At 60.8% G+C, this 11,761-nt stretch carries 16 protein-coding genes; 1 reads left to right on the plus strand and 15 read right to left on the minus strand.

The window, feature by feature from the left end:
- Positions 1 to 6 precede the first annotated feature (6 nt).
- From ACOSV0_RS18040 to ACOSV0_RS18065, 6 genes are all read right to left on the minus strand, one after another.
- Positions 7 to 534 (minus strand): ClpXP protease specificity-enhancing factor, encoded by a 528-nt coding sequence (locus ACOSV0_RS18040; protein WP_434107480.1) that lies wholly within the window; start codon positions 532 to 534, stop codon positions 7 to 9.
- 74 nt (positions 535 to 608) lie between these two features.
- Entirely contained in the window at positions 609 to 1,220 is a 612-nt protein-coding gene (locus ACOSV0_RS18045; protein ID WP_006052302.1) for a glutathione S-transferase N-terminal domain-containing protein, read from the minus strand.
- Positions 1,221 to 1,314: 94 nt separating this feature from the next.
- Complete coding sequence (locus ACOSV0_RS18050) at positions 1,315 to 2,070, minus strand: cytochrome c1 (protein WP_434107482.1); 756 nt, start codon at positions 2,068 to 2,070, stop codon at positions 1,315 to 1,317.
- A gap of 22 nt (positions 2,071 to 2,092) precedes the next feature.
- Positions 2,093 to 3,472, minus strand: coding sequence for a cytochrome b (locus ACOSV0_RS18055; protein WP_434107483.1), 1,380 nt, complete (start codon positions 3,470 to 3,472; stop codon positions 2,093 to 2,095).
- The gene (gene petA, locus ACOSV0_RS18060; protein ID WP_120289276.1) at positions 3,472 to 4,092 is read right to left on the minus strand and encodes a ubiquinol-cytochrome c reductase iron-sulfur subunit; all 621 of its coding nucleotides are present in this window, start codon (positions 4,090 to 4,092) and stop codon (positions 3,472 to 3,474) included. Before petA ends, ACOSV0_RS18055 begins: the two co-directional genes overlap by 1 nt.
- A gap of 221 nt (positions 4,093 to 4,313) precedes the next feature.
- Positions 4,314 to 5,060 carry a Nif3-like dinuclear metal center hexameric protein gene (locus ACOSV0_RS18065; RefSeq protein ID WP_434107484.1) on the minus strand — a complete coding sequence of 249 codons (747 nt, stop codon included), beginning with the start codon at positions 5,058 to 5,060 and terminating at the stop codon, positions 4,314 to 4,316.
- 19 nt (positions 5,061 to 5,079) lie between these two features.
- Here ACOSV0_RS18065 and ACOSV0_RS18070 point away from each other — a divergent pair, with 19 nt between their 5' ends.
- Positions 5,080 to 6,303 carry a Do family serine endopeptidase gene (locus tag ACOSV0_RS18070; protein WP_434107486.1) on the plus strand — a complete coding sequence of 408 codons (1,224 nt, stop codon included), beginning with the start codon at positions 5,080 to 5,082 and terminating at the stop codon, positions 6,301 to 6,303.
- Between the two features lie 100 nt (positions 6,304 to 6,403).
- On the opposite strand, the gene tatC is transcribed toward ACOSV0_RS18070, so the two are convergent.
- The 9 genes from tatC to hisA all read right to left on the minus strand — a co-directional run bounded on the left by tatC (position 6,404) and on the right by hisA (position 11,737).
- Positions 6,404 to 7,183 (minus strand): twin-arginine translocase subunit TatC, encoded by a 780-nt coding sequence (tatC, locus tag ACOSV0_RS18075; protein ID WP_054036635.1) that lies wholly within the window; start codon positions 7,181 to 7,183, stop codon positions 6,404 to 6,406.
- Positions 7,184 to 7,217: 34 nt separating this feature from the next.
- The gene (gene tatB, locus ACOSV0_RS18080) at positions 7,218 to 7,736 is read right to left on the minus strand and encodes a Sec-independent protein translocase protein TatB (protein WP_434107487.1); all 519 of its coding nucleotides are present in this window, start codon (positions 7,734 to 7,736) and stop codon (positions 7,218 to 7,220) included.
- A gap of 39 nt (positions 7,737 to 7,775) precedes the next feature.
- Entirely contained in the window at positions 7,776 to 8,015 is a 240-nt protein-coding gene (gene tatA / locus ACOSV0_RS18085) for a Sec-independent protein translocase subunit TatA (protein WP_434107488.1), read from the minus strand.
- 245 nt (positions 8,016 to 8,260) lie between these two features.
- On the minus strand, positions 8,261 to 8,626 hold the full coding sequence (locus ACOSV0_RS18090; RefSeq protein ID WP_434107489.1) for a histidine triad nucleotide-binding protein: 366 nt from the start codon (positions 8,624 to 8,626) through the stop codon (positions 8,261 to 8,263).
- 82 nt (positions 8,627 to 8,708) lie between these two features.
- Positions 8,709 to 9,104 carry a DUF4870 family protein gene (locus ACOSV0_RS18095; RefSeq protein WP_434107490.1) on the minus strand — a complete coding sequence of 132 codons (396 nt, stop codon included), beginning with the start codon at positions 9,102 to 9,104 and terminating at the stop codon, positions 8,709 to 8,711.
- Positions 9,105 to 9,198: 94 nt separating this feature from the next.
- Complete coding sequence (locus tag ACOSV0_RS18100; RefSeq protein WP_434107491.1) at positions 9,199 to 9,591, minus strand: phosphoribosyl-ATP diphosphatase; 393 nt, start codon at positions 9,589 to 9,591, stop codon at positions 9,199 to 9,201.
- Entirely contained in the window at positions 9,588 to 9,998 is a 411-nt protein-coding gene (hisI, locus tag ACOSV0_RS18105) for a phosphoribosyl-AMP cyclohydrolase (protein ID WP_434107492.1), read from the minus strand. Before hisI ends, ACOSV0_RS18100 begins: the two co-directional genes overlap by 4 nt.
- Position 9,999: 1 nt before the next feature.
- Positions 10,000 to 10,773 (minus strand): imidazole glycerol phosphate synthase subunit HisF, encoded by a 774-nt coding sequence (gene hisF, locus ACOSV0_RS18110; protein ID WP_063497498.1) that lies wholly within the window; start codon positions 10,771 to 10,773, stop codon positions 10,000 to 10,002.
- A 211-nt stretch (positions 10,774 to 10,984) separates the two neighbouring features.
- Entirely contained in the window at positions 10,985 to 11,737 is a 753-nt protein-coding gene (hisA, locus tag ACOSV0_RS18115; protein WP_434107493.1) for a 1-(5-phosphoribosyl)-5-[(5-phosphoribosylamino)methylideneamino]imidazole-4-carboxamide isomerase, read from the minus strand.
- Positions 11,738 to 11,761 lie beyond the last annotated feature (24 nt).

An 11,761-nucleotide genomic window follows, 5' to 3' on the forward strand; every position in this document is an offset into this window, starting at 1 on the left:
TCTACTTCATTTCACGATCTTGAGGCGAGCCCTTCCGCCACCTTTTGATCCGTCATCGTCAGGTTGCGGGCCATCTGTCGCGCTATCCGCTTTGGCGGCAGCGTCGTCGGCTGCTGACGGCGCTTCGACCGCGCGCGGCGCCGTAGCGCGGGGTGCGGCTTGCGCCTCGGTCTCGTCCGCCAGTTCCGCATCGGCGCCCGAATCCTGCGCTTCACCGCCTGCCGATTCGACCGGGAACGCCATGCCCTGTCCGTTTTCGCGCGCATAGATCGCGAGAATATTGGCGATCGGCACTTCGATCTTGTGCGACTTGCCGGAGAAACGCGCGCTGAACTCGATCCATTCATTGCCCATCTGCAACTGGCTGGTCGCCTCGAAGCTGATGTTCAACACGATCTCGTTGTCGCGCACGAACTGACGTGGCACACGCGTCTGATTGTCGACCCGGACCGCAATATGGGGCGTGTAGCCGTTATCCGTGCACCATTCGTACAGCGCGCGCAGCAGATACGGCTTGGTGGAAATCTCTTGCATCAACAGTCCTCTTACCGGGTTGGGGCGCACACGGAAAACAATCGAGACGTGGCGCCCTCACCCTAAAGCCAAACTCAACGACGCATCACTTTTTCCGAAGGCGTCAGCGCTTCGATATAAGCCGGGCGGCTGAAAATGCGCTCGGCGTACTTCATCAGCGGTGCAGCATTCTTCGACAGCTCGATGCCATAGTGATCCAGACGCCACAGCAACGGCGCGATCGCGACGTCCAGCATCGAGAACTCTTCGCCGAGCATGTACTTGTTCTTCAGGAAGATCGGTGCGAGCTGGGTCAGACGATCGCGGATCGCGAGACGTGCCTTCTCGTGATTCTTCTCGGCGGCTTTGCCCTTTTCGTTTTCGAGCGTGCCGACGTGAACGAACAGTTCCTTTTCGAAGTTGAGCAGGAACAGGCGGGCGCGGGCGCGCTGAACCGGATCGGCCGGCATCAGTTGCGGATGCGGGAAGCGCTCGTCGATATACTCGTTGATGATGTTCGATTCGTACAGAATCAGGTCCCGTTCGACGAGAATCGGCACCTGACCATACGGATTCATCACAGCGATGTCTTCCGGCTTGTTAAACAGATCGACGTCGCGGATCTCGAAGTCCATGCCCTTTTCGAACAACACCAGCCGGCAGCGCTGGGAGAACGGGCAAGTTGTGCCGGAATACAGAACCATCATGTTTACGTTTCCTCAAAAAGCTGAAAGGCCAGCGCGCGGAAAAACCGTACCGCAGGTTTTTCCTGGCGCCGGCCCCACGCCGGTGACGGCGTGATTATTTGATATCTTTCCAGTACGCGGCGTTCAATCGCCAGGCGAAAAAGCTCAGGATGCCGAGGAACAGCAGCACCCACACGCCAAGCTGTTTGCGGGTTTTCTGCGTTGGTTCGGACATCCATGACAGGTACGACACGAGGTCGGCCACAGCAGAATCATAATCTACCGGCGACATTGTCCCCGGCGTGACCTGTTGGAAGCCAACAAACTTGTGCACCGTTTCGCCTGTTTTCTCGTCGACTTCGTCACCGAACTTCGCGGTACGTTGCCCCTGAAGCTGCCACAGCACGTGAGGCATGCTCACGTTCTCATACACCAGATTGTTCCAGCCGGTCGGCCGCGTATTGTCGCGATAGAAGCTGCGCAGATACGTGTACAGCCAGTCCTTGCCGCGGGCCCGCGCTTCCACCGACAAATCCGGCGGACTCGCGCCGAACCACGCTTTCGCGTCGTCCGGGCGCATCGCCACGGTCATGGTGTTGCCGACTTTGTCCGTGGTGAACAGCAGGTTCGACTGGATTTCGCCCGGCGTAAGGCCGAGGTCGGTCAGCCGGCTGTAGCGCATCAGATTCGCGCTGTGGCAATTCAGGCAATAGTTTACAAACAATTGGGCGCCGTGCTGCAACGAAGCAAAATTCTCCGCGTTATCGGGCGCGCGGTCGAGAGGGAAATTCTCGTCCGCGTGCGCCGGTCCTGCCAGCACCGCGAGCAGTGTCGCGCCGATCAGCGCACACGTCGAAAGCAGTTTTTTCATTTCGTGTTCTCCGGGCTCGCGATTAGTGGGGCTTGAACCGCACCCGCTCGGGCGGCTGCTTGAACGTACCAAGCTTCGTCCAGACGGGCATACCGAGGAAAAACGCGAAGTAGATCAGCGCGCACACCTGTGCAATCAACGTGGAGGCAGGCGACGGCGGTTTGGTGCCGAGGAAGCCCAACGTCAGGAAAGCGAGCACGAAGATCCCGTAGAACACCTTGTGAAAAAACGGCCGGTAACGGATCGACTTCACCGGCGAGCGGTCGAGCCACGGCAGGAAAAACAGCGAGATCACCGCGCCGCCCATCACCACTACGCCCCAGAACTTCGATTCGGTGAACGCCATGGCCAGAACCACCAGCACCGCGAGCACCGGCAAACCGAGCTTCCACTTGCCGCGAGCACGCACCAGCGCGAACAGACCGAGCAACGCGACGATGATCATCAACACGATCTTGAACGGATCGGTGGTGGCGCGCAGCATCGCATAGAAGGCGGTGAAGTACCACACCGGCGCAATTTCCTGCGGCGTTTGCAGCGGATTAGCGGGGATGAAGTTGTTCGCTTCGAGGAAGTACCCGCCCATCTCCGGCGCGAAGAAAATGATCGCCGCGAAGATCACCAGGAACACCGACACGCCCATGAAATCGTGCACGGAGTAGTACGGATGGAACGGAATGCCGTCGAGCGGAATACCGTCCGGGCCCTTCTTCGCCTTGATCTCGATGCCGTCGGGATTGTTCGAACCGACTTCGTGCAGCGCCACCAGGTGAGCCACCACCAGCCCGATCAGCACCAGCGGAATCGCGATCACGTGGAACGCGAAGAAGCGGTTCAGCGTGACGTCCGAGACGACGTAGTCGCCGCGAATCCACAGCGACAGGTCTGGTCCGATGAACGGAATCGCCGAGAACAGGTTCACGATCACCTGCGCGCCCCAGAACGACATCTGGCCCCACGGCAGCAGGTAGCCGAAGAACGCCTCGGCCATCAGGCACAGAAAGATCGCGCAGCCGAACACCCACACCAGTTCGCGCGGCTTGCGGTACGAGCCGTACAGCAGCCCGCGGAACATATGCAGATACACGACGACGAAAAACATCGACGCGCCCGTGGAGTGCATATAGCGGATCAGCCAGCCCCACGGCACCTCGCGCATGATGTACTCGACCGACGAGAACGCGAGCGTCGCGTCGGGCTTGTAGTTCATCGTGAGGAAGATGCCGGTGACGATCTGATTGACCAGCACCAGCAGCGCAAGCGAACCGAAGAAGTACCAGAAGTTGAAGTTCTTCGGCGCGTAGTACTCGGAAACGTGCTTTTTCCAGGTGGACGTCAGCGGAAAGCGCCGGTCGATCCAGCCGACCAGCCCGGTCGTCTCTACTTCGTGTTCGATCGCCATTACGCTTCTCCTTTCTCGTCCTTGCCGATCACGAGGCCGGTGGCCGACGTAAACATGTAAGGCGGGATGTCGAGGTTCTGCGGCGCAGGTTTGTTCTTGAAGACGCGGCCGGCCATGTCATAGGTCGAGCCATGGCAAGGGCAGAGGAAGCCGCCTGGCCAGTCGTCGGGAAGATTGGGCTGCGCGCCCTCCTGGAAGCGCGGTGTCGGCGTACAGCCCAGATGGGTGCACACGGCGACGGCGACGAAAAGATTCTTGTGATCGGTGCGCGAACGGAATTCGTTGTTGCAGTACTCCGGCAACGGCATCGAAAAAGGATTCTTGGTGTGGGGATCCGCTACTTCGTTATCGGCTTTCTGGACATCGGCGAGCATCCTGTCGGTGCGGTTGATGATCCAGACGGGCTTACCGCGCCAGGCGACAGTCTTCATATCGCCAGGCTTGAGATCACTGATATCGACTTCGACCGGGGCGCCTGCCGCCTTGGCCTTTTCAGATGGTGCAAACGAACTAACAAAGGGTACGACAGTGGCAACGCCTCCTATGCCACCTGCTACGGTCGTCGCTATCAGCCAGGTACGGCGGCCGCCGTCGACGCGTTCATCTTCCTTGTCTCGCATTACACGCCCCACTTCTGAGTTGGATTTTTCCTTCACGTCGCTTCTACCGCCGCTAGTTTGCGCGAATGGAGTCGGCATTTACAAGGCCCCATTGCCAAAAACCGTGCGAAGCCCTTGATAACTCAGGGTTTCTCCGTACGGATCGCAAACTTTTTTGCACCTCCTTTTAAGCGCCCTCTGCGTTATTCGTGCCTTTTTCTTATCTAATGCCGAATTTCAATTCAAACGGGATTAGGGATATCGATAAACAGGTGTTCGATATCGAACTGCTCGGAGAGATGCTTGCCTACCGCCTGCACACCGAAACGCTCGGTGGCGTGATGACCGGCCGCGAGGAATGCGACGCCGCTTTCCGCCGAGGTATGCATCACCGATTCCGACACTTCGCCGGTCAGGTAGACGTCGGCGCCGGCATTGATCGCTGCGTCGAACATGCCTTGCGCGGCGCCCGTGCACCAGCCCACGCGGCGCAGTTCGCGATCGGGGTCGCCGAACACGAGCGGCGTGCGGCCGAGCGTCTGTTCGACTTGCGCGGTGAAGTGCGCGAGCGTGATCGGCATCGGAAACGTGGCGAGCCAGCCGAGATCGTTCTCGCCGAAGCGCGCGTCGCTGATCCAGCCCATCTTCTCGCCGATCTGCGCGTTGTTGCCGAACTCGGGATGGTCGTCGAGCGGCAGGTGATAGGCGAACAGGTTCAGGTCGTTGGCGATCAGCAGCTTCAGCCGCGCGTGTTTGCGCCCGGTGATCTGCGGCGCCTCGTTGCGCCAGAAGTAGCCGTGATGGACCAGCACCGCATCCGCCCCCCAGTCGAGCGCGGCTTCGAGGAAGGCCACCGAAGCCGTCACGCCGGTCGCAAGCTTGTTGATCTTGCGGCGCCCTTCCACCTGCAATCCATTGGGGCAATAGTCCTTGAAGCGCGCGGTTTCAAGGAGATTGTTCAAGTACAATTCAAGTTCGATCCGATCCATATAAACCTCTAGTCTTCAGATGCTTAGACGCTTTTGGCTGTTCTTTGCCCAAGCGGTGACTGTGCTGTTGGCGCTGATGTTCATCATTGCGACCCTCAAACCGCAGTGGCTCCAGCGTCAAGGGCAATTCGGCAAGCAACTCGCCGAACCGATCGTCGCCCTCCGGGAAGTGGCGCCAGGCATCGGCACCGGCCCTGCACAGGCGTCCTATGCAGACGCGGCGCAAAAAGCCATGCCCGCGGTCGTCAATGTGTTTTCCAGCAAGGATGGCTCACTGCCACCCGATCCGCGCGCGAAAGACCCGTTGTTCCGCTATTTCTTTGGCGACAAGAACAAAGGCAAGCAGCAGGAACAACCGGCTTCGAATCTCGGCTCAGGCGTAATCGTGAGTTCGGAAGGTTACATTCTAACGAACCAGCACGTCGTGGACGGCGCCGATCAGATCGAAATCGCGCTCGCCGACGGCCGCACCACCAATGCGAAGGTGATCGGCGTCGATCCTGAGACCGATCTGGCCGTGCTGAAGGTCAACATGACCAACCTGCCCACCATCACGCTCGGCCGCATGGACCAGACGCGCGTGGGCGACGTGGTGCTGGCGATCGGCAACCCGTTCGGCGTGGGCCAGACGGTGACCATGGGTATCGTCAGCGCGCTCGGGCGCAATCACCTCGGCATCAACACCTTCGAAAATTTCATTCAGACCGACGCGCCCATCAACCCGGGTAACTCGGGTGGCGCTCTGGTCGACGTGAACGGCAATCTGCTCGGCATCAATACCGCCATCTATTCACGCTCGGGCGGCTCGCTCGGCATTGGCTTTGCGATTCCTGTCTCCACCGCGCGCAGCGTGCTGGAGAGCATCATCACGACGGGCTCGGTCACGCGCGGCTGGATCGGCGTGGAGCCACAGGACGTGACGCCGGAAATCGCCGAATCGTTCGGGCTCCAGCAGAAGTCGGGCGCGATCGTCGCGGGCGTGCTGAAGAATGGTCCGGCCGACCGTGCGGGCATCAAACCGGGCGACATTCTGGTGAGCGTGGACGGCCAGGCGATCACCGACACCACGCGTCTGTTGAACGTCATCGCTCAGATCAAGCCGGGCACGGCGGCGAAGGTGCACCTGGTGCGCAAGAGCCGCGAGATGGATCTGGACGTGACCATCGGCAAGCGCCCGCCCCCGCCGAAGCAACCGGCGGTAGACGACAACGGCGGCGATCAGCAGGACGACGACGGCGGTTGAGAAGCGATAGATAGCGGCCAGTGGTTGAAAGGCACCGCAAAACAAAAAGGGCAGTCCGTGATTGGACTGCCCTTTTTGTTTGTCTTCTCTGTGCTGCCGCTCAACCCGGCGGACTGTCTTCCGCAATCACAGGTTTCTGCTTGCCGACAATCAACCGCGCCGCGATGATCCCCGCCTCGTACAGCACGATCAGCGGAATCGCCAGAATCAGCTGCGAGAACACGTCCGGAGGCGTCACCACCGCTGAAATCACGAACGCGCCCACGATCACATACGGACGGATTTCCTTGAGCTTCTTGATGGTCAGCACATTCATGCGGACCAGCAGCACCACGACAATCGGCACTTCGAACGTCACGCCGAACGCGAGGAACATGGTGAGCACGAAGCTCAGGTAATTGTCGATGTCAGTGGTCATTTCCGCGCCGAGCGGCGCGTTATAGTGCGCCATCACGCGGAAAATGGTCGGAAACACCACGAAGTACGCGAACGCCATGCCGCACAGGAACAGCGTGTAGCTGCTGCCCACCAGCGGCCCGACCAGCTTCTTCTCATGCTGATACAAACCCGGCGCGACGAACGCCCAGATCTGGTACAGCACGATCGGCAGCGCGATCACGAAGGCGACCAGCATGGTCACCTTCATCGGCACGAAGAACGAGCCGGTCACGTCCGTGACGATCATCTTGCCGTCCTTCGGCAGATTCTGCATCAAGGGCCGCGCCAGCAGCCGGAAGATATCCGGCGCCCAATACACGAGTCCGACAAACACCACGATGACGGCCAGGCCGGCGCGGATGATACGGTCGCGCAATTCAACGAGGTGGGAAATGAAGGTCTCTTCAGTGCCTTCGTCCTGGGTTTGCTGGGGGTCGCTCACACCGGCCCTCGGTTAGAGATTGTCGTTCTGATCATCAGAAGAACCGCGTCGGACGACGCATGCTGACCGGTGTATGCCGCGCCACGCGCGCCGCACCCGACTGCACGCGCGTGCGGCGCGTCGTGGCGCGCTTGTACCAGGTGGGCATGGCGGTCTGTTTGACGCGCCAGTTCTTGCGTTTGGGGCCTGACGGTGGCGTGCTGGTCTGCCACGGCGAATTGCCGGCATCTTCGAACGCGCCGCCGGCAATACTCGGCGACACCGACGTGCCGCTATTCCACGCGTCGTTCAGTTCGGTTTCGTGCTTGCGCAGATTGTCCTGAACACTGGTTTCGACGTTGCTGGCCGCCGCTTCGAACTCGGTTTTCATGCGACGCAACTCGTCGAGTTCGATTTCGCGGGTAACTTCAGCCTTCACGTCGTTGATATACCGCTGCGCGCGGCCGAACAACGCGCCGGCCGTGCGGGCGACGCGAGGCAGGCGCTCAGGCCCGAGTACGACCAGCGCGACGACGCCGATCAGCGCCATCTTGGTTAGACCGAGGTCCAGCATGAAGTGGAGTGTCCGTCAGTAACGCGGTTGGGCCGCGGCTTAGCGGTAATCGCCGGAACGCGGCGTCTTTTCCTTCGCATCCACATCCACGGTGCCGTTGCGCGGCAGTTCGCGCTGTTGCGCGTCACCTGCGGGCGTTTCGGCTTCCTTCATGCCTTCCTTGAAGCCCTTTACCGCGCCGCCCAGATCGGTGCCGATATTGCGCAGCTTCTTCGTGCCGAACACGAGCGCCACGATCAGCAACACGATCAGCCAATGCCAAATGCTCAACGAACCCATGACTACTCTCCTTAACCCCGACACCGCATCTCGATGCGGCAAAACTCGTGCGCCTTGCGGCGTGATTCGAAGCGCGTACGCTCCATCTATACGTTGCCGCGAGCTTTTTCGATTCAACCCGCGACACGGCGTGTCATTGTGACCTGACGATCGCGTCGGCGTCGTTACAGTGCAGCAAAAAACAACGGCCGCGCTATTCTCGACCGCCAAAACTCGCCGCGCGCCTCACGATCCGCAATTATCCGTCAGCCCATTCGCTGCCACGGGCGCGGCCCTGCGAGGATGTGCGCGTGCAGGTGATACACCTCCTGCCCGCCGCCCGGACCGGTATTGATTACCGTGCGAAAACCGGTTTCACCGCCGGTGTACGCCACGCCCAGCTGATCGGCCAGACGCGCCACCAACACAAGCATTCTACCAAGCAGCGATGCATCGCTTTCGGTGCAATTCGACAGCGTGGCGATGTGTTTACGGGGAATCACCAGCACATGCGTTTCCGCTGCCGGGCGGATGTCGCGGAAGGCAACAAACTCTTCGTCTTCGTGGACTTTGGTCGACGGAATCTCGCCGGCGGCGATCTTGCAGAAAAGGCAGTTCGGATCGTGACTCATCGTATTCCTGACACAGTATGGCTAGAGAGCGAAATGCGGCGCGGCTTGGCCCATGCCCCGCCCGGCCGCAACCGGACTCGACTCAGAACCAGCCACGCGGATTCGCGAGCGGCTTGTTATCGTACAGATACAGCCAGCCTTTGATAATACGGTACAGCATCCAGATGCTGACGGCCCACAGAACCGGAATACCGATCACCACGAACAGCAGCACGCCACCGATCGCATAACCCAGCAAGGCCATCCAGAACGACCGGATCTGCCACTCGAAATGCGCTTCGTAGGGCGTTCCCGCCACATCGGGCCGCTTCACGTAGTTGATGATGATCGCGATCAGAATCGTCAGACCACCCGTTAGCCAATGAACCGCATACAGCGCGTACAGCACGTGCGTGAGCGTGCGCAGACTGCGTTCGCGCTCAGGCTCCATCGCGTTGCGGTAGACCGGCGGCGGATAATTTCCTTGCGACTGTTCCATGCTTGCGTCCTCCCGAGGATACGATCCTATGCGTTCAGTGCAATGTGGGTGCCGACGTTCGCCACTTCAAGACAGCGCGGACAAATCCGGCCAATCAGTCGCCGTTCTGCTCGCGTTCGCGGCTCTTGCGCAGCGCCTTTTCCTCGATGCCCGACAGGCCTTCACGGCGCTCGAGTTCGGCAAGCACGTCCGCCGGGCTCAGGTCGAAATGCGACAGCATCACGAGGCAGTGAAACCACAGGTCCGCCACTTCGCCGACCAGCGCGTTCGGCGCGCCGCCCTGACGCACGTCTTTGGCGGCCAGCACGACTTCGGTGGCTTCTTCGCCGATCTTCTTGAGAACCGCGTCATCGCCCTTGCTGAACAGGCGCGACACGTACGAGACGTCCGGATCGCCGCCCTTACGGCTGTCGATAATGGCCGCGAGGCGCAGCAGCGTGTCGCCCGTGGACGAAGAGGGTTGCGTGGATTGAGTGGATTGCGTCATTTGTAGATGTGTTCGGGGTCTTTCAACACGGGATCGACGGCGACCCAGCCGCCATCGTCAACCGTGCCTTCGAATTTCTGGAAAAAACACGAGTGACGGCCGGTGTGGCACGCAATGCCCGACACCTGCTCGACCTTCAGCAGCACGACATCTTCGTCGCAATCGAGCCGTACTTCATGCACATGCTGCACGTGGCCGGATTCTTCGCCCTTGAACCACAAGCGCTGGCGCGAGCGCGAGAAGTACACCGCGCGGCCCAATTCAATGGTTTTCGCCAGGGCTTCGCGGTTCATCCACGCGAACATCAGCACGTCATTGGTCGACGCTTCCTGCGCGATCACCGGCACGAGGCCGTTCGCGTCCCACCTGACCTTGTCGAGCCACTCTACCGCCGAAGGATTCACCACGTCACAACCTCACCGAAATGCCTTGATCGGCCATGAAGCGCTTGGCCTCGCCCACGGTGTGTTCGCCGTAGTGGAAGATGCTGGCGGCCAGCACGGCGTCCGCGTGGCCACTCTTGATGCCGTCGGCCAGATGCTGCAGCGAGCCGACGCCGCCCGAGGCGATCACCGGAATCGACACCGCGTCGGACACCGCACGCGTAAGCGCCAGATCGAAGCCGCTCTTGGTGCCGTCGCGGTCCATGCTGGTCAGCAGGATTTCGCCGGCGCCCAGTTCGGCCATCTTGCGCGCCCATTCGACAGCTTCGAGGCCGGTGGCCTTACGGCCGCCATGCGTGAAAACTTCCCAGCGCGGCGCTTCGCCGTCCGCGGACACGCGCTTCGCGTCGATAGCGACCACGATGCATTGCGAGCCGTATTTGTCCGTCGCGTCACGCACGAGTTGCGGATTCGCGACCGCCGACGAGTTCATGCTGATCTTGTCCGCGCCCGCGTTGAGCAGCCGCCGTACGTCTTCGACCGCGCGCACGCCGCCGCCGACCGTCAGCGGAATGAACACCTGGGAGGCGACCGCTTCGATGATCGGCAGGATCAGATCGCGCTGGTCGGAGGTGGCGGTGATGTCGAGGAAAGTCAGTTCGTCCGCGCCCTGATCGTCGTAGCGGCGCGCGATTTCGACCGGGTCGCCCGCATCGCGGAGTTCGACGAAGTTGACGCCCTTGACCACGCGGCCAGCCGTGACGTCGAGACAGGGGATGATGCGTTTAGCTAGAGCCATGATCTTGCAATTCTGCCAATACCGCTGATGAGGCCGCTCGCTTTGAACCGTCAACGAGCGGCACAGTGCCGGCGCGGCGAGCCGCGTCAGGCCGCAACTTTGCAAACGCAGCAATGCGGCTTGACGCGCTTTCGGGACGCGCCGTTGCGTCCGCTTTCAAGTCCGCTGCCGCGTCGATTACGAGTCGACCGCGACGCTTTGAACTTGAGCCTTACGCGTCGTCCGATTCGCGCAGCCGGTCCGCGAGGGTTTGCGCCGCCGCGAAGTCCAGATCGCCCGAGTAGATCGCCCGGCCGCAGATCACGCCTTCGATGCCTTCGTCCTCGACTTCGCAGAGCGACTCGATGTCCGTAAGGTTCGACAAACCGCCGCTCGCGATTACCGGAATCTTCACCGCGCGCGCGAGACGCACCGTCGCTTCGATGTTAATCCCTTGCAGCATGCCGTCGCGGCCAATGTCGGTGTAGATGATCGACTCGCAGCCGTAATCCTCGAACTTGCGCGCCAGATCGGCCACTTCATGGCCGGTCAGCTTGCTCCAGCCGTCGGTGGCGACCTTGCCGTCTTTCGCGTCCAGGCCGACGATGATATGGCCGCCGAAAGCCGTGCACGCATCCTGCAGGAAACCCGGATTCTTCACTGCGGCCGTGCCGATGATGACGTACGACAAACCGTCGTCCAGATAACGCTCGATCGTGTTCAGATCGCGGATACCGCCGCCCAGCTGGACGGGAATCTGACCACCGACCTCATCGATGATCGCGCGGATCGCGTCTTCGTTTTTCGGCTTGCCGGCAAACGCGCCATTCAGATCGACGAGATGCAGACGACGGGCGCCGCGGTCGACCCAATGTCGGGCCATCGCCGCCGGTTCCTCGGAAAATATCGTCGCCTGGTCCATATCGCCCTGTTTGAGGCGTACACAGTGACCATCTTTCAGGTCGATGGCGGGAATCAGCAGCATAGCAATCGGGTGTTGTCTGGGAGG

The organism is Paraburkholderia caffeinilytica, from assembly GCF_051027425.1.
GTDB classification, from domain to species: Bacteria; Pseudomonadota; Gammaproteobacteria; order Burkholderiales; family Burkholderiaceae; genus Paraburkholderia; species Paraburkholderia caffeinilytica_A.